This is a genomic window from Streptomyces sp. NPDC045695 (genome assembly GCF_056432025.1).
This window is the reverse complement of record NZ_JBWKJU010000009.1, coordinates 262629-280441: the sequence shown is the minus strand read 5'-3', so window position 1 is coordinate 280441 and position 17813 is coordinate 262629. Positions and strand designations below refer to the sequence as shown.

Genomic DNA, 17813 nt, shown 5'->3' with positions numbered 1-17813 from the left:
GTGCCACCCCGCATTCTTGACGGCGTTACGGCCTTGTGTCACTCAAGAGCTGGGATCGATCTCCCGCAGGAGCCCGGTGTGCACATCGAAGACGAAGCCTCGCACATCGTCCTTGTGGGGCAGGAAGGGGTTGGTGCGAACCCGCTGCATGGACTGCCGGACGTCCTGGTCCACGTCCCGGAAGGCCTCCACGGCCCAGGCCGGACGCTGGCCGACCTCGTCCTCCAGCTCGTGCCGGAAGTCCTCGGTCAGGCTTTCGAGACCGCAGCCGGTGTGGTGGATCAGTATCACCGTGCGGGTGCCGAGGGCCCGCTGGCTGATGGTGAGGGAGCGGATGGTGTCGTCGGTGACCACGCCACCGGCGTTGCGGATCGTGTGACAGTCGCCGAGCTGCAGGCCGAGGGCGGCGTGGAGGTCGAGGCGGGCGTCCATACAGGCCACGACGGCCACCTGGAGAACGGGGCGGGCGTCCATGCCGGGGTCGGAGAACTGCGCCGCGTAGCGCTCGTTCGCCGCGACCAGCCGGTCCGTGACGGATCCGCCGCGGGGGGCCTCGGGCGCGGACTCTGCGGGGAGGGATGCGGAAGTCGTCATGGGTACGACGTTAGTGGTCACAGCAGGTAAAGGCCTTGCGTGAGTGTGGACAAAGAACGACAACGAGGCTTGTTGTGAGCTAACCCACAGGAGTGGGGGCGGGGCGGCCGTCCGGGTGATTCGCGCGTTTTGCCGGTTGGGTCCGAGAGGGGCGCACGGCGCGCGGGGCGGTTCGTTGACCGCGGCGACCGTTGCACTAAAGTGACGCGAACCGGCCGGAGCCCGGCCCTTAAGCGGTCTCTGGGAGTGGGGCACGTCTCCGCGCCGCCCGGCACGGCACCTCGCCGCACCGCCGCATCGCCCGAGTACGTCCAGTACACGGGTGATGCGGCAGCACGCCGAGGCACCGCACCGGACGACGCGGAAGCGCACCCCACTCCCGGAGACCGCTTAGCCCGGCCGCCCGGCCCCTTGGTAACACTCCGCGTGCGCGGCGCGGCGTACGCCTGCCGCGCCGTTATCTGAGAGGGCGCTTTGACTAGCGAGTCCCGACATGTCCCGGTGATGCTCCAGCGGTGCCTGGACCTGTTGGCCCCGGCGCTGGAGAGGCCGGGGGCCGTCGTCGTCGACTGCACCCTCGGCCTCGGCGGCCACAGCGAGGCCCTGCTGACCCGGTTCCCCGAGGCCCACCTGATCGGCCTCGACCGCGACAAGGAAGCCCTGCGGCTCTCCGGCGAGCGCCTCGCGCCCTTCGGGGAGCGGGCCACCCTCGTCCACGCGATCTACGCCGACCTGGCCGAGGTACTGGACGGGCTCGGCATCCCGACCGTCCAGGGCATCCTCTTCGACCTCGGCGTCTCCTCCATGCAGCTCGACGAGGCCGACCGCGGGTTCGCCTACGCGCAGGACGCGCCGCTGGACATGCGGATGGACCAGACGACGGGGATCAGCGCCGCCGAGGTCCTGAACACCTACGCGCCCGGCGAGCTCGTACGGATCCTGCGCCAGTACGGCGAGGAGAAGCAGGCCAAGCGGATCGTGTCCGCGATCGTCCGGGAGCGGGAGAAGGAGCCGTTCTCCAACAGCGCCCGGCTCGTGGAACTGATCCGTGACGCCCTGCCGCAGGCGGCGAAGCGCACCGGCGGCAACCCGGCGAAGCGCACCTTCCAGGCGCTGCGGATCGAGGTCAACGGAGAGCTGTCCGGGCTGGAGAAGGCCATTCCGGCGGCGGTGGACCGGATCGCGGTCGGCGGCCGGATCGCCGTGCTCTCGTACCACTCGCTGGAGGACCGGCTGGTCAAGCAGGTCTTCGCGGCGGGCGCGGCCTCCACGGCGCCGCCCGGGCTGCCGGTGGTCCCGGAGAAGTACCAGCCGAAGCTGAAGCTGCTGACGCGCGGTGCGGAGCTGCCGACCGAGGAGGAGATCGCCGAGAACCGGCGGGCCGCCCCGGCGAGGTTCCGCGGCGTCGAACGCATCCGGGAGGCGCGGCTGTGACCAAGGCCGGGACCGGCAAGTTCGCCACGCTCACCCGCGGCCGGGCGGCCCGTCTCGGCCGGGCGCTCGGCGCGCGGCCGGTCCGGGCCGCCCGGCCCGCCAGGCCGCGTCCCGGGGGGCAGGCCGCGCGGATGCCGTTCGTCCTGCTCGTGGTGGCGCTGCTCGGCGGCGGCCTGATCAGCCTGCTGCTGCTGAACTCGGCCCTGAACGAGGGCTCCTTCCAGCTGACCAAGCTGAAGAAGGAGACCACCGTCCTCACGGACGAGGAGCAGGCGCTGCAGCGCGACGTGGACGCCTACTCGGCCCCCGACGCGTTGCAGCGGCGGGCGCAGGAGCTGGGCCTGGTCCCGGGCGGCAGCCCGGTCTTCATCGGCCCCGACGGCAAGGTCGCGGGCACGGCGGTGGCGGCGGAACCGCCCGCGCCGCCGTCGGCTTCGCAGAGCCCGGCCGCCCCCGCCCAGCCCTCGGCGGCCGCCGCGCCGCCCCAGACCCAGCCTTCGCAGCAGCAGCCCACCCCCAACCCAGGTCGGTGACGTCGTGACGCGGACCCCTGCGGGGCCCTTCCCCACCCCACCCTTCCTCCGTTCCCCGGGCGCCGCCCGGACCCGCCGGGGGCTCCGCCCCCGGACCCCCGCGCCTCACACGCCGACGGGGCTGAATCACCCGGCCCCGCCGCACCCTCCAGCCTCGACGGCGTTCGAGGCGCGGGGTCTGGGGCGGAGCCCCGGCAGCGGCAGCCTCGGCGCCGCACCGGCGGTGTCGGCGTGAGCCCCGTGGGGGAGCCGCCGCGGCGGCGGGTGCCCGGGCCGGGGCGGCCCAGGACCGGGGAGCGGGCGCGGGCCGGGGCTCGGCCGGCGACGCGTCGGCCCGCCGCGCCGCGCAAGCCGCACACCATCCGCCTCGGCGCGCCCCGCCCCCGGCTGCGCCTCGTCAGCGTCGGCCTGACCCTCGTCATGCTCGCGTTCGTCGTCCGCCTGCTCCAGGTGCAGGCCGTCGACGCCTCGGCCTTCTCCGCCGAGGCCTCCAAGAACCGCTACACCAGCGTCAGGCTGGCCGCCGAGCGCGGGGAGATCACCGACCGCCGGGGCGTGGCCCTGGCCACCAGCGTCGACGCGTACGACATCACCGCCGACCCGAAGATGTTCACCCCGCAGGAGAGCAAGGCCCCGGACGCCCCCGCGCAGGCCGCCGCCCTCCTCGCGCCCATCCTCGGCAAGGACGCCAAGGAGCTCACCGAGCGGCTGAGCACCAAGAACACCCGCTACGTGGTCCTCGCCCAGCGCCAGACCCCGCAGGTCTGGAACCAGATCAAGGACCTCAAGCGGGTCTTCGCCGACAAGGCGGCGGCCGACAAGAAGAACAACGGCCCCGGCGCCAACGTCCTCGCCGGCGTGTTCAAGGAGGACAGCAGCAAGCGGGTGTACCCGAACGGCGACCTGGCCGCCGGGATACTGGGTTACGTCAACGCCGAGGGCAAGGGCGGCGGCGGACTGGAGTCCTCCCTCGACAAGAAGCTGTCCGGCAAGGACGGCGAGGTCACCTACGCCCAGTCCGGCGGCCGCAAGGTCCCCACCGCAGGCTCCAGCGAGAAGCCCGCCGTGCCCGGCGAGGACATCGAGCTGACCATCGACCGCGACATCCAGTGGGCGGCGCAGAGCGCCATCGCCGAGCAGGTCCAGAAGTCCGAGGCCGACCGCGGCTACGTCATCGTCCAGGACACCCGCACCGGCGAGGTCCTGGCCATGGCCAACGCCCCCGGCTTCGACCCCAACGACCTGACCGGGGCCCGCTCCACCGCCATGGGCAACGCCGCGCTCCAGGACGTGTACGAGCCCGGCTCCACCGCCAAGGTGATGTCGATGGCGGCCGTACTGGAGGAGAAGAAGGCCACCCCGGACACCCGGGTCGAGGTCCCCAACCGCCTGCACCGGGGCGACCGGCTGTTCAAGGACGACATCGACCACCCGACCTGGTACCTGACCCTCAACGGGGTCCTCGCCAAGTCCTCCAACATCGGCACCATCCTGGCCACCGGCCAGCTCGGCCCGACCCAGTCCAAGTCGAACGAGGTCCTGCACTCCTACCTGACCAAATTCGGCATCGGGCAGCCCACCGGCCTGAACTACCCCGGCGAGTCCCGCGGCATCCTCGCTAAGCCCGGCGACTGGTCCACCTCCCAGCAGTACACGATCCCTTTCGGCCAGGGACTGTCCCTCAACGCCATGCAGGCGGCCTCCGTGTACTCGACCATCGCCAACGGCGGGGTCCGCATCACACCCACCCTGGTCCGCGGCACCAAGGGCCCCGACGGCCGCTTCACCCCGGCCCCGGCGCCCGAGCGCACCCGTGTGGTCAGCCCGGAGACCGCCAAGGCCCTCGCCGAGATGCTCGAATCCGTGGTCGACGACCAGGAGGGGACCGGCACCAAGGCCCGCATCCCCGGCTACCGCGTCGGAGGCAAGACCGGCACCTCCAACCGAGTGGATCCGGCCACCGGCCGCTACAAGGGCTACACCGCCTCCTTCGCCGGTTTCGCGCCCGCCGACAACCCGCGCATCACCGTCTACTGCGCCATCCAGAACCCGACGAAGGGCAGCTACTTCGGCGGCCAGATCTGCGGCCCCATCTACAAGAAGGTCATGGAGTTCGCCCTCAAGACCCTCCAGGTCGCCCCCACCGGAACCGCCCCCGCCGGGCTCCCGGTCACCTACGAACCGGGCCCGCAGCCCGCCCAGCCGCCCGCCCAGCCCCCCGCCCAGCAGCCCAGTCCGCAGCCCGGTCAGTGACCCACCGCCCCTGCCGGCCCGCCAGAAAACGCGTGAGGCACCATCAGTGACAACGATCACCCCGAAACCCGGGAACCAGTCGGCCGACGAAGGCGGGGCCGGGCCCTCACTTCGCGGGCGGCCCGCCGCGCCCGGTACGCTCACCGCCGTGCCCCACGCTGATCAGCCCAGAACCACCCAGAAAGACGCCCCGGCAACGCCGCCGGGAGCGCCGCGGCCCGTATCCCTGCGACCGACGCCCCTGCCCGAGCTCGCCGCCCTGGTGGACCTCGAAGCCGCCGGCGAGCCGTCGGGTCCGCAGATCACCGGGATCACGCACGACTCCCGTGCGGTGCGCCCCGGCGACCTGTACGCGGCCCTGCCGGGAGCCAGGACGCACGGCGCCGACTTCGCCGCCCAGGCGGCCGCGCTCGGCGCCGCCGCCGTGCTGACCGACCCCGCCGGGACGCAGCGCGCCGAGGCGACCGGCCTGCCGGTCCTGACCGTCGCCGACCCGCGCGGCGCGATGGGCGAGCTCGCCGCCGCGATCTACGGCCGCCCCGGCCAGGACCTGCTCCAGATCGGCATCACCGGCACCTCCGGCAAGACCACCACGGCGTACCTCGTCGAGGGCGGCCTGCGCGCGGCGGGCCGCAGCACCGGACTGGTCGGCACCGTCGAGATGCGCATCGGCGACGAGCGGATCAAGTCCGAGCGGACCACCCCCGAGGCCACCGACCTCCAGGCCCTCTTCGCGGTCATGCGCGAACGCGGTGTCGAGGCCGTGGCCATGGAGGTGTCCAGCCACGCCCTGGTGCTCGGCCGCGTCGACGGCTGCGTCTTCGACGTGGCCGTCTTCAACAACCTGAGCCCGGAACACATGGAGTTCCACTCCGACATGGAGGACTACTTCCAGGCGAAGGCGCGGCTCTTCACGCCCCGCCGGGCCCGCCTGGGCGTGGTCAACCTCGACGACGAGTACGGCCGCCGCCTCGCCAAGGAGGCGACGGTCCCGGTGGTCACCTTCTCCGCCGCGGGCGACCCGGCCGCCGACTGGCGTGCCGAGGACGTGGTCTTCGGGCCGGCGAGCTCCACCCTGACCCTGCTGGGCCCCGAGGGACAGCGCGTACGGTCCACCGCGCCGCTGCCCGGCCCGTTCAACGTCGCCAACACGGTCGCCGCGGTCGTCACGCTCGCCGCGGCCGGACTCGACCCGCAGACCGCCGCCGACGGCGTCGCCGCGGTGCCCGGGGTCCCCGGCCGGCTGGAGCGGGTGGACGCGGGGCAGCCGTACCTCGCCGTCGTCGACTACGCGCACAAGACGGACGCCGTGGAGTCGGTCCTGCGCGCCCTGCGCGAGGTCACCGAGGGCAAGCTGCACATCGTGCTCGGCTGCGGCGGCGACCGCGACACCACCAAGCGGGCCCCGATGGGCGCCGCGGCCGCCCGGTTCGCCGACACGGCCGTGCTGACCTCCGACAACCCGCGCTCCGAGGACCCGCTCGCGATCCTCGCGGCGATGTTCGACGGCGCCGTGTCCGTACCGCCCGCCGAGCGGGGCACCGTCCTGGTCGACCCCGACCGGGCCGCGGCCATCGCCGCCGCCGTGGCGCGCGCCCGGCCCGGTGACACCGTGCTGGTGGCGGGCAAGGGCCACGAGCAGGGCCAGGACACCGCCGGTGTCGTGCGGCCCTTCGACGACCGCACGGTGCTGCGCGCCGCGATCGAGCGCCAGGCCGTGCTCGACGGGACGGCCGCGCCCGATCCGACGACCAGGGCCCGACAGGCCGAGGTGAACCAGTGATCGCCCTTTCCCTCGCCGAGATCGCCGACATCACCGGCGGGCGCCCCCACGACATACCGGATCCGGCGGTACAGGTCACCGGTCCCGTGGTCTACGACTCCCGCGAGGTCCGGCCGGGCAGCCTGTTCGCCGCCTTCGTCGGCGAGCGGGTCGACGGCCACGACTTCGCCGAACGCGCGCTGGCCGCCGGCGCCGTGGGCGTCCTCGCGACGCGGCCCGTCGGAGTACCGGCCATCGTGGTCCCCGACGTGGTGGCCGCCCTCGGGGCCCTCGCCCGGGCCGTCGTCGCCCGCCTGGGCACCGACGTCGTCGCCCTCACCGGGTCCGCGGGCAAGACCTCCACCAAGGACCTGATCGCCCAGGTGCTCCAGCACCACGCGCCGACCGTCTGGACCCCGGGGAACCTCAACAACGAGATCGGCCTGCCGATCACGACGCTGCGCGTCACCGAGGAAACCCAGCACCTGGTCCTGGAGATGGGCGCCCGCGGCATCGGCCACATCCGCTACCTCACCGGACTGACGCCCCCGCGGATCGGACTCGTCCTCAACGTCGGGACCGCCCACATCGGCGAGTTCGGCGGCCGCGAGCAGATCGCGCAGGCCAAGGGAGAGCTCGTCGAGGCCCTGCCGGCCGAGGCGGAGGGCGGCGTGGCCGTCCTCAACGCCGACGACCTGCTGGTTCGCGCCATGGCCGCGCGCACGAAGGCCCGTACGGTGCTGTTCGGCGAGGCCGAGGACGCCGAAATCCGGGCCACGGACGTCCGGATGACGGACAGCGGGCGGCCCACCTTCACACTGCACACACCGACCGGGTGCAGTGACGTGACCTTGCGGCTGTACGGTGAGCACCACGTGTCGAACGCGCTCGCCGCGGCCGCCGTCGCTCATGTACTGGGCATGTCCGCCCCGGAGATCGCCACCGCGCTCTCCGAAGCGGACACCCTGTCCCGGTGGCGGATGGAGGTCACCGAGCGGGCGGACGGTGTGACGATCGTCAACGACGCCTACAACGCGAACCCGGAGTCCATGCGGGCCGCACTGCGCGCGCTCGCCGCGATGGGCGGTGCCGCCAGGGCGAACGGGGGACGCACGTGGGCGGTGCTCGGCCCGATGGCCGAGCTCGGGGACGACGCGCTCGCCGAGCACGACGCGGTCGGGCGGCTTGTCGTCCGGCTCAACGTGAGCAAGCTCGTCGCAGTCGGGGGCCGGGAAGCCTCATGGCTGCAATTGGGCGCATATAACGAGGGTTCGTGGGGTGAGGAGTCGGTGCTCGTGTCCGACGCGCAGGCGGCGGTCGACCTGTTGCGCAGTGAACTGCGCCCGGGTGACGTCGTGCTGGTGAAGGCTTCCAGGTCGGCCGGTCTGGAGCGGGTGGCCCAAGCCCTGCTCGACGGTGCTGTCGAGGGCGAGGTCGCCGACCGATGAGGCAGATCCTGTTCGCCGGCGTCATCGGCCTGTTCCTGACGCTCATCGGTACTCCGCTGCTGATCAAGCTTCTGGCCCGCAAGGGCTACGGCCAGTTCATCCGCGACGACGGTCCCCGCGGCCACGCCGGGAAGAAGGGCACGCCCACCATGGGCGGCATCTCCTTCATCCTGGCGACGCTCATCGCGTACGCCCTCACCAAGGTCATCACCGGCAGCGAACCGAGCTTCTCGGGCCTGCTCGTGCTGTTCCTGATGGCGGGCATGGGTGTGGTCGGTTACCTGGACGACTACATCAAGATCGTCAAGCGCCGCTCGCTCGGTCTGCGGGCCAAGGCCAAGATGTCCGGCCAGCTGATCGTCGGCATCGCCTTCGCGGTGCTCGCGCTCCAGTTCGAGGACCAGCGCGGGCTCACCCCGGCCTCCACCAAGCTGTCGTTCGTCACGGACTTCGGCTGGTCGATCGGCCCGGTGCTGTTCGTCGTCTGGGCCCTGTTCATGATCCTGGCGATGTCCAACGGCGTGAACCTGACCGACGGCCTGGACGGCCTCGCCACCGGCGCCGCCGTGATGGTCTTCGGCGCCTACACCTTCATCGGCGTCTGGCAGTTCCAGGAGTCCTGCGTCAACGCGCAGACCCTGCCCAGCCCGAACGCCTGTTTCGAGGTGCGCGACCCGCTCGACCTCGCCGTCGTCGCCTCCGCCCTGATGGGCGCCTGCTTCGGCTTCCTGTGGTGGAACACCTCGCCCGCCAAGATCTTCATGGGTGACACCGGTTCGCTGGCCCTCGGCGGCGCGCTCGCCGGTCTCGCGATCTGCTCCCGCACGGAGTTCCTGATCGCCCTGCTCGGCGGCCTGTTCGTCCTCATCACCATGTCGGTCGTCATCCAGGTCGGCTCCTTCAAGCTGACCGGGAAGCGCGTCTTCCGGATGGCCCCGCTGCAGCACCACTTCGAACTCAAGGGGTGGTCCGAAGTCCTTGTCGTGGTCCGCTTCTGGATCATCCAGGGCATGTGCGTGATCGTGGGTCTCGGTCTCTTCTACGCGGGATGGGCAGCCGACAAGTGAGCGACGACCGCACCGTACCCGCCGAGCCCGGCTCCACCACCGAGGCGGCCCGCTACGGCCTCCCGGACCGGATCACGGTCGCCGGTCTCGGCGTGAGCGGCGTCAGCGCCGCCCGCGCCCTGGCCGGGCTCGGAGCCCGGGTGACCGTGGTCGACAACGGGGACGGCGACGCCCACCGGGCGAAGGCCGCCGAGCTCGCGGAGCACGGCATCGAGGTCCGCCTCGGTCACCTGGAGGACGGCGCCCGCGCGGGCGACGTCCTGCCCGAGGGCACCGGACTGGTCGTCACCTCCCCGGGCTGGAAGCCCGACAGCCCGCTGTTCGCGGCCGCCGCCGCGGCCGGTGTGGACGTCGTCGGGGACGTGGAGATCGCCTGGCGGCTGCGCGAGCTCGGCGTGCGCCGCCGCGCCGCCGCGTGCGAGGCGGCCGGTGGCCCGGTGGGAGACCCGGACGCGGCCCCCGCCGCCTGGCTGGCCATCACCGGCACCAACGGCAAGACCACCACCACCCAGATGCTGGCCTCGATCCTGAAGGCGGCGGGCCTGCGGACCGCGGCCGTCGGCAACATCGGCACCCCCATCATCGACGTGGTGCTCGGCGAGCAGGAGTACGACGTGCTCGCCGTCGAACTGTCCAGCTACCAGCTGCACTGGGCGCCCTCGCTGCGCGCCCACTCGGCGGCCGTGCTCAACCTGGCCCCCGACCACCTCGACTGGCACGGCTCCATGGAGGCGTACGCCGCCGACAAGGGCCGGATCTACGAGGGCAACACGGTGGCCTGCGTCTACAACGTCGCCGACCCGGCCACCGAGAAGCTGGTCGAGGACGCGGACGTCGAAGAGGGCTGCCGGGCCATCGGCTTCACCCTCGGCGCCCCGGGCCCCTCCATGCTCGGCGTCGTCGACGGCATCCTCGTCGACCGGGCCTTCGTGGAGAACCGGCACAAGAACGCCCAGGAGCTCGCCGAGGTCAAGGACGTCAACCCGCCGGCCCCGCACAACATCGCCAACGCGCTCGCCGCCGCGGCCCTGGCCCGCGCCTTCGGCGTGGAGCCGCGCGCCGTCCGCGACGGCCTGCGCGACTTCCGCCCGGACGCCCACCGGGTCGCGTACGTGGACGAGGTCGGCTCGGTCACCTACATCGACGACTCCAAGGCCACCAACACGCACGCGGCCGAGGCCTCGCTCGCGGCCTTCGAGCCGGTCGTGTGGATCGCGGGCGGGCTCGCCAAGGGCGCGACCTTCGACGAGCTCGTCCAGAAGTCCGCGAAGCGGCTGCGCGGCGCGGTGCTGATGGGCGCCGACCGGGCGCTGATCGCCGAGGCGCTGGCGCGACACGCCCCCGAGGTCCCGGTCGTCGACCTCGCACGGACCGACACTGGGGCGATGCTCGCAGCGGTCCGGGAAGCGGCCGCGCTCGCCGAGCCCGGCGACACGGTCCTGCTGGCACCTGCCTGCGCCTCGATGGACATGTTCGCGAACTACAACGAGCGTGGGGACGCATTCGCCGACGCGGTGCGCGAACTGGCCGCCGAGAGCGCCTAGGTCGAAGGATCCTCCGGCCGGCTGCTCGCCTCGTACGAGTGGAGGGGAAGATCACAGATGCCGGCCAAGCAGATGCTGCCGGGGCGGCGGCCGTCCGCCCTGAAGGCGCAGGGCCGCAAGCGGCCCCTGGTGAGTGTGCGGCGGCCCGCCGGGCGCGGGCCGCTGGCCGGGTTGCGGCGTACGCAGGGGAAGTTGCGCAAGGCCTGGGACCGCCCGCTCACCGCCTATTACCTGATTTTCGGCAGTTCCCTGCTCATCACCGTGCTCGGCCTGGTGATGGTGTACTCGGCCTCCATGATCAAGGCCCTCCAGCTCGGCCTGGGCGACGCGTACTTCTTCAAGAAGCAGTTCCTGGCCGCCCTCATCGGCGCCGGGCTGCTGCTGGTCGCCTCCCGGATGCCCGTCAAGCTGCACCGGGCGCTGTCCTATCCGGTGCTCGCCGGCACGCTCTTCCTGATGGTCCTGGTACAGGTCCCCGGGATAGGGGTCGCGATCAACGGCAACCAGAACTGGATCTCCCTCGGCGGCCCGTTCATGCTGCAGCCCAGTGAGTTCGGCAAGCTGGCCCTGATCCTGTGGGGCGCCGACCTGCTGGCCCGCAAGGGCGACAAGGGGCTGCTGAGCCAGTGGAAGCACCTGCTGGTGCCGCTGGTGCCGGTGGCCTTCCTGCTGCTCGGGCTGATCATGCTGGGCGGGGACATGGGCACCGCGATGATCCTCGGCGCCATCCTCTTCGGCCTGCTCTGGCTGGCGGGCGCCCCGACCCGGATGTTCGTCGGCGTGCTGGCCTTCGCGGCTGCGATCGTCGCACTGCTGATCAAGACCAGCCCGCACCGGATGGACCGACTGGAGTGCCTCGGCGCGACAGAACCGGGCAAGAACGACCTTTGCTGGCAGGCCGTCCACGGGATCTACGCCCTCGCCTCCGGGGGATGGTTCGGTTCCGGCCTGGGGGCAAGTGTGGAAAAATGGGGGCAACTACCCGAAGCCCACACCGACTTCATCTTCGCCATCACCGGGGAGGAACTGGGTCTGGCGGGGACGCTGTCGGTGCTCGCCCTCTTCGCGGCTCTAGGCTATGCGGGTATCCGCGTGGCCGGACGCACGGAGGACTCCTTCGTACGGTTTGCCGCGGGAGGCGTGACCACCTGGATCACGGCCCAGGCCGTGATCAACATCGGTGCGGTGCTCGGCCTGCTGCCGATCGCCGGAGTCCCGCTCCCGCTGTTCTCCTACGGGGGGTCGGCCCTGCTGCCGACCATGTTCGCGGTCGGACTGCTCATCGCCTTCGCGCGTGAGGAGCCGGCGGCGCGCGCGGCCCTCGCGATGCGGCAGCCGAAGAACGGCTGGAGGCGGACCGGGGTGAGATGGAAGTCGATGAGACGGCGCGTCAAGAAGCGACCGTCCGGAGAGCGGTGAATTTCGGTGCATGTCGTACTCGCCGGTGGGGGGACCGCCGGCCACATCGAGCCGGCGCTCGCCCTCGCGGACGCCCTGCGCAGGCAGGACCCTTCAGTGGGCATCACCGCCCTCGGCACGGAGCGCGGGCTGGAGACCCGCCTGGTGCCGGAACGCGGCTACGAGCTCGGGCTGATCCCCGCCGTACCGCTGCCCCGCAAGCCCACCCCGGAGCTGATCACCGTCCCCGGACGGCTGCGCGGCACCATCAAGGCCGCGGAGGAGATCCTCCTGCGCACCAAGGCCGACTGCGTCGTCGGCTTCGGCGGCTACGTCGCCCTGCCCGGCTACCTCGCGGCCAAGCGCCTCGGGGTGCCGATCATCGTCCACGAGGCCAACGCCCGCCCCGGGCTGGCCAACAAGATCGGCTCCCGCTACGCGCACGCCGTCGCGGTCTCCACCCCCGACAGCAAGCTGCGCGGCGCCCGCTACGTGGGCATCCCGCTGCGGCGCTCCATCTCCACCCTGGACCGGGCCGCGGTCCGCCCGGAGGCGCGCGCCGCCTTCGGCCTGGACCCCAACCTGCCGACGCTGCTGGTCTCCGGCGGCTCACAGGGCGCCCGGCGCCTCAACGAGACGGTCCAGGCGATCGCCCCGACCCTCCAGCGCTCCGGGATCCAGATCCTGCACGCCGTCGGGCCGAAGAACGAACTGCCGCGTGTCGACAACATGCCCGGGATGCCGCCGTATGTGCCGGTACCGTACGTGGACCGGATGGATCTCGCGTACGCCGCCGCCGACATGATGCTGTGCCGCGCGGGCGCGATGACCGTCGCCGAACTGTCCGCCGTCGGGCTGCCCGCCGCCTACGTCCCGTTGCCGATCGGCAACGGCGAACAGCGGCTCAACGCCCAGCCGGTGGTCAAGGCCGGGGGCGGTCTGCTCGTGGACGACGCGGAGCTGACGCCCGAGTGGGTGCTCAGCAACATCCTCCCGGTGCTGTCCGACCCGCACCGCCTGTACGAGATGTCGCGCGCCGCCGGTGAGTTCGGCCGCCGGGACGCCGACGAGCTGCTCGTCGGCATGGTGTACGAGGCGATCGCGGCCCACCGGTCCCGCTGAGGCGGGCACCGCACAGACGCAGGAGGCACAGGAGTGGCCGGAGCGACGACCGCACAGCGCGGGTCACCGTCATCTGATCGGCCCGGCCGGGGCCCCCGCGAGGGCGCCGGCTCTCCCGAGCCGCCCAAGCCTGCGAAGTCCGCGAAGTCCGCGAAGGGATCCGGTCCACAGGGCCCCGGCAAGCGTCTGCGCCGGGGCCCCGTACTGGCCTGCCTCGCCGCCGCGGTGCTCCTCGCCGCGGGCGGCACCTGGGTCCTGTACGGCTCCGCCTGGCTGCGCGTCGAGAAGGTCACCGCCACCGGCACGCAGGTGCTCACCCCCGAGCAGGTGCTCTCCGCGGCGGCCGTCCCGGTCGGCGCACCCCTGGTGGGCGTGGACACCGACGAGATCGGCGAGCGCGTCCGCACCCGGCTGCCCCGCATCGATTCGGTCGATGTGGTGCGGGCCTGGCCGCACGGGATCGGGCTGAAAGTGACAGAACGCAAACCGGTCCTGCTCATCAAAAAGGACGCCAACTTCGTGGAAGTGGACGCTTCGGGTGTGCGATTCGACACGGTTCCGAAAGCACCCGCGGGCGTCCCGGTCCTCGAATTGAACGCGGGAGGGTCCCCGAGCGGCCGCCGCTTCGACGAAGAGCGGCTGCTGCGCGAGGCCGTGGGCGTCGCGGGCGCCCTCCCCGGGCCGATCGCCGAGGAGACCCTGCAGGTCAAGGTGGGTTCCTACGATTCGGTCGTGCTGGAGCTGGCGCGGGGCCGGTCCGTGACGTGGGGGAGCGGCGAACAGAGCGAGGCGAAGGGGCGTGCACTGACCGCTTTGCTGAAAGCCGCACCGATGGCCCGCCACTTCGACGTGAGCGTTCCCACCGCCCCTGCGGCGTCCGGGAGTTGACGTTCGGTCGAACAGGGACGCACCCTGGTTGGCCAGCGATACGGGTGATCACATAGGGTGAAAAGAAAAACGGGAGGTTCGGCGTGTTCGTTGAACACGCGCTACTTGTCGACTTAGTGTCCTGTTCGGAAGAGTCCAAGGAACAGACATACCCCTAACCCTAAACTTCAGGGTGAGGGTTCGGGTCGGCGCGTTCGGACCGTCCCTATTTCGGCATCAGTCGTCGCAACGCAGGCCGCGAGGCGACGACACGTAATCGAGGCGAGAGGCCTTCGACGTGGCAGCACCGCAGAACTACCTCGCAGTCATCAAGGTCATCGGTGTCGGCGGCGGTGGTGTCAATGCCATCAACCGAATGATCGAGGTCGGTCTCAAGGGCGTCGAGTTCATCGCCATCAACACGGACGCGCAGGCGCTGTTGATGAGCGACGCCGACGTCAAGCTCGACGTCGGCCGCGAACTCACCCGGGGCCTCGGCGCCGGCGCCAACCCGGCCGTCGGTCGCAAGGCGGCAGAGGACCACCGCGAGGAGATCGAGGAGGTCCTCAAGGGGGCCGACATGGTCTTCGTCACCGCTGGTGAAGGCGGCGGCACCGGCACCGGCGGCGCACCCGTCGTCGCCAACATCGCGCGCTCGCTGGGAGCCCTGACGATCGGTGTGGTCACCCGGCCGTTCACCTTCGAGGGCCGGCGCCGCGCGAACCAGGCGGAGGACGGCATCGCCGAGCTCCGCGAAGAGGTCGACACCCTCATCGTCATCCCCAACGACCGCCTGCTGTCCATCTCGGACCGCCAGGTCAGCGTGCTCGACGCCTTCAAGTCGGCCGACCAGGTCCTGCTCTCGGGCGTCCAGGGCATCACCGACCTCATCACCACCCCGGGCCTGATCAACCTCGACTTCGCCGACGTCAAGTCCGTGATGTCCGAGGCCGGCTCGGCCCTGATGGGCATCGGCTCGGCCCGCGGCGACGACCGCGCGGTGGCCGCGGCCGAGATGGCGATCTCCTCGCCGCTGCTGGAGGCGTCCATCGACGGCGCCCGCGGTGTGCTGCTCTCCATCTCCGGCGGCTCGGACCTCGGTCTCTTCGAGATCAACGAGGCCGCGCAGCTGGTGAGCGAGGCCGCGCACCCCGAGGCGAACATCATCTTCGGCGCCGTCATCGACGACGCGCTCGGCGACGAGGTACGGGTCACCGTCATCGCGGCCGGGTTCGACGGCGGACAGCCCCCGGCCCGCCGGGACAACGTCATCGGCGCCGCCTCCACCAAGCGCGAGGAGCCGGCCCCGGCTCCGGCCCGCGCCGCCGCCGAGCCGGCCCGCCCGGCCTTCGGCGGACTGGGCACGGTCACCCCGCGCGATGAGCCCCCGGCTCCGGTCGAGCCGGCCCCGGCCCCGGCCCAGGCCGAGGCCCCCGCGCCGCAGGTCCCGACGGCCCGTCCGTACCAGGACAGCCCGGCCGAGGAACTGGACGTCCCGGACTTCTTGAAGTGACACCGGAGCAGCACCACGTGGGCGGCGCCCACTTCGCCTTCACCGACCGGTGGGGCGGAGTGAGCGCCGTTCCGTACGAAGAGCTCAACCTCGGCGGCGCGGTCGGAGACGACCCGGCCGCCGTTCTCGCGAACCGGGCCCGCGCGGCGAAGTCGCTCGGACTGGAACCGGACCAGGTGGTCTGGATGAACCAGGTGCACGGCCGGGACGTGAGCGTGGTCTGCGGACCCTGGGGCGCGGAGTCCGCCGTCCCCGCCGTGGACGCACTGGTCACCACCCGCCGGGGGCTCGCCCTCGCGGTGCTCACCGCCGACTGCACGCCCGTCCTGCTCGCCGACCCCGTCGCCGGGGTGGTGGGAGCGGCCCACGCGGGGCGGCCCGGACTGGTCGCGGGGGTGGTGCCCGCCGTCGTGGAGGCGATGCTCTCCCAAGGTGCCGAGCCCGGGCGGATCATCGCCCGGACCGGACCGGCGGTCTGCGGACGTTGTTACGAGGTGCCCGCCGAGATGCGGGAGGCGGTGGCCGAAGCGGTGCCGGCCGCCAGGGCCGAGACCAGCTGGGGGACACCGGCCGTCGACGTGGTCGCCGGGGTGCACGCGCAGCTCGCGGAGGCGGGGGTGGTCGACGTCCGCCGTTCCCCTGTCTGCACACTGGAGTCGCGGGACCACTTCTCGTACCGCCGCGACCGGGTGACCGGACGCCTTGCCGGATATGTCTGGTTGACGGAGCCTTCCCGGGGAACGACCCCCGGGCCCCCGGGGGAAAAGAAGAATGACGGATCGTAAGTCGGAGCTCGCCGAGAACCTGGCGCGGGTGGAGGAACGTATCTCGTCCGCCTGCGCGGCGGCGGGACGCGAGCGGGAAGAGGTGACTCTCATCGTGGTCACCAAGACGTATCCCGCGAGCGACGTACGACTCCTGGCGGACCTGGGCGTCCGTCATGTTGCGGAGAACCGCGACCAGGACGCCGCCCCCAAGGCCGCAGCCTGCGCGGACCTGCCTCTCACCTGGCACTTCGTCGGTCAGTTGCAGACCAACAAAGTCCGTTCCGTGGCGGGATACGCGCATGTGGTGCAGTCGGTCGACCGGCCCAGGCTCGTGACCGCCCTCTCGGCCGCCGCCTCGAACGCGGGGCGGGAGCTCGGCTGCCTCGTGCAGATCGCGCTCGACGCCGAGTCGGGGGAGCGCGGGGCCCGCGGAGGGGCGGCGCCCGAGCAGCTCGCGGAGTTGGCGGACCTCGTGGCGGGGGCCCCGGGACTGCGCATCGACGGGCTGATGACCGTCGCTCCGCTGTCCGGCCACTACGCGGGACGCGAACAGGCCGCTTTCGAGCGGTTGATGGAATTGTCATCCCGCCTGCGCGTGGACCATCCGGCTGCCACGATGGTGTCGGCCGGGATGAGCGCAGACCTGGAACAGGCCGTTGCGGCCGGTGCGACACATGTACGCGTCGGCACTGCGGTACTCGGCGCGAGACCCCGGCTCGGGTAACGTCGCGAAGAAAGTCGGACCACAGCAGAAAATATGGTCATTCCCGCAGATGAGCGGGCAGACCACGTGGATCGCGGGCAGTTGGTGACATTCGTGACACGGCGGCACCTGCGACAGGGCGATCCACCACAGAGCGGAGGACTCGGAGAATGGCCGGCGCGATGCGCAAGATGGCGGTCTACCTCGGCCTCGTGGAGGACGACCGGTACGACAACCCGGGGTACGACCCCGACGACGAGTTCGAACCCGAGCCGGAGCCGGAGCGGGATCGCCGGCGTCAGCAGCCCGTGCACCAATCGCCCGTATCGGACGAACCGGTACGAGCCGTACAGCCCCCGCCGCAGCGGGAACCCGTCCCAATTCCGGTGGAAAACGGACGGCCTGCACGAATCGCCCCCGTGGCATCCATCACACCTGACCGCTCGAACCTGGAGAAGAACGCCCCCGTGATCATGCCCAAGGTCGTCTCCGAGCGGGAGCCGTACCGCATCACGACGCTGCACCCCCGGACCTACAACGAGGCCCGTACCATCGGGGAACACTTCCGTGAGGGCACTCCGGTGATCATGAATCTCACGGAGATGGACGACACGGACGCGAAGCGTCTCGTGGACTTCGCCGCCGGACTCGTGTTCGGTCTGCACGGCAGTATTGAACGCGTGACACAGAAGGTGTTCCTGCTGTCGCCTGCTAACGTCGATGTCACGGCGGAGGACAAGGCCCGCATCGCGGAGGGCGGGTTCTTCAACCAAAGCTAGACCGATCCGTCAGATACGGGACCGGGAAC

15 protein-coding genes are annotated in these 17813 nt (G+C 71.7%); 14 read left to right on the top strand and 1 reads right to left on the bottom strand.

Annotated features, from left to right (window positions below; all coding sequences use genetic code 11):
- Nucleotides 1-42: 42 nt before the first annotated feature.
- Entirely contained in the window at nucleotides 43-594 is a 552-nt protein-coding gene (locus tag AC07DU_RS18780; RefSeq protein WP_360901018.1) for a beta-class carbonic anhydrase, read from the bottom strand.
- Nucleotides 595-1068: 474 nt separating this feature from the next.
- Between AC07DU_RS18780 and rsmH the strand changes: the two genes are divergently transcribed.
- The 14 genes from rsmH (at nucleotide 1069) to AC07DU_RS18710 (ending at nucleotide 17784) form a co-directional block, all read left to right on the top strand.
- Nucleotides 1069-2028, top strand: a complete 960-nt coding sequence (gene rsmH, locus AC07DU_RS18775) for a 16S rRNA (cytosine(1402)-N(4))-methyltransferase RsmH (RefSeq protein ID WP_366868553.1) — start codon at nucleotides 1069-1071, stop codon at nucleotides 2026-2028.
- Nucleotides 2025-2561, top strand: coding sequence for a cell division protein FtsL (ftsL, locus tag AC07DU_RS18770; RefSeq protein ID WP_479112377.1), 537 nt, complete (start codon nucleotides 2025-2027; stop codon nucleotides 2559-2561). The genes rsmH and ftsL overlap by 4 nt, the downstream gene beginning before the upstream one ends.
- Before the next feature lie 231 nt (nucleotides 2562-2792).
- Entirely contained in the window at nucleotides 2793-4814 is a 2022-nt protein-coding gene (locus AC07DU_RS18765) for a peptidoglycan D,D-transpeptidase FtsI family protein (RefSeq protein WP_479112375.1), read from the top strand.
- 46 nt (nucleotides 4815-4860) lie between these two features.
- Nucleotides 4861-6597 (top strand): UDP-N-acetylmuramoyl-L-alanyl-D-glutamate--2,6-diaminopimelate ligase, encoded by a 1737-nt coding sequence (locus AC07DU_RS18760; protein WP_479112373.1) that lies wholly within the window; start codon nucleotides 4861-4863, stop codon nucleotides 6595-6597.
- Nucleotides 6594-8024 (top strand): UDP-N-acetylmuramoyl-tripeptide--D-alanyl-D-alanine ligase, encoded by a 1431-nt coding sequence (locus AC07DU_RS18755; RefSeq protein WP_360903822.1) that lies wholly within the window; start codon nucleotides 6594-6596, stop codon nucleotides 8022-8024. The genes AC07DU_RS18760 and AC07DU_RS18755 overlap by 4 nt, the downstream gene beginning before the upstream one ends.
- Nucleotides 8021-9091 (top strand): phospho-N-acetylmuramoyl-pentapeptide-transferase, encoded by a 1071-nt coding sequence (gene mraY / locus AC07DU_RS18750; protein WP_360903825.1) that lies wholly within the window; start codon nucleotides 8021-8023, stop codon nucleotides 9089-9091. Before AC07DU_RS18755 ends, mraY begins: the two co-directional genes overlap by 4 nt.
- Nucleotides 9073-10635 (top strand): UDP-N-acetylmuramoyl-L-alanine--D-glutamate ligase, encoded by a 1563-nt coding sequence (murD, locus tag AC07DU_RS18745; protein WP_479112371.1) that lies wholly within the window; start codon nucleotides 9073-9075, stop codon nucleotides 10633-10635. The genes mraY and murD overlap by 19 nt, the downstream gene beginning before the upstream one ends.
- Before the next feature lie 57 nt (nucleotides 10636-10692).
- Nucleotides 10693-12054, top strand: coding sequence for a putative lipid II flippase FtsW (gene ftsW, locus AC07DU_RS18740; protein ID WP_360903831.1), 1362 nt, complete (start codon nucleotides 10693-10695; stop codon nucleotides 12052-12054).
- Between the two features lie 6 nt (nucleotides 12055-12060).
- On the top strand, nucleotides 12061-13155 hold the full coding sequence (gene murG / locus AC07DU_RS18735) for an undecaprenyldiphospho-muramoylpentapeptide beta-N-acetylglucosaminyltransferase (RefSeq protein ID WP_360903834.1): 1095 nt from the start codon (nucleotides 12061-12063) through the stop codon (nucleotides 13153-13155).
- Nucleotides 13156-13188: 33 nt separating this feature from the next.
- On the top strand, nucleotides 13189-14043 hold the full coding sequence (locus tag AC07DU_RS18730) for a cell division protein FtsQ/DivIB (protein ID WP_479112368.1): 855 nt from the start codon (nucleotides 13189-13191) through the stop codon (nucleotides 14041-14043).
- A gap of 277 nt (nucleotides 14044-14320) precedes the next feature.
- Nucleotides 14321-15535 carry a cell division protein FtsZ gene (gene ftsZ / locus AC07DU_RS18725; RefSeq protein ID WP_479112366.1) on the top strand — a complete coding sequence of 405 codons (1215 nt, stop codon included), beginning with the start codon at nucleotides 14321-14323 and terminating at the stop codon, nucleotides 15533-15535.
- The gene (gene pgeF, locus AC07DU_RS18720; protein ID WP_360903840.1) at nucleotides 15532-16320 is read left to right on the top strand and encodes a peptidoglycan editing factor PgeF; all 789 of its coding nucleotides are present in this window, start codon (nucleotides 15532-15534) and stop codon (nucleotides 16318-16320) included. Before ftsZ ends, pgeF begins: the two co-directional genes overlap by 4 nt.
- On the top strand, nucleotides 16307-17026 hold the full coding sequence (locus tag AC07DU_RS18715; RefSeq protein ID WP_479112364.1) for a YggS family pyridoxal phosphate-dependent enzyme: 720 nt from the start codon (nucleotides 16307-16309) through the stop codon (nucleotides 17024-17026). Before pgeF ends, AC07DU_RS18715 begins: the two co-directional genes overlap by 14 nt.
- A 149-nt stretch (nucleotides 17027-17175) precedes the next feature.
- Nucleotides 17176-17784 carry a cell division protein SepF gene (locus AC07DU_RS18710; RefSeq protein WP_360903846.1) on the top strand — a complete coding sequence of 203 codons (609 nt, stop codon included), beginning with the start codon at nucleotides 17176-17178 and terminating at the stop codon, nucleotides 17782-17784.
- Nucleotides 17785-17813: the final 29 nt, after the last annotated feature.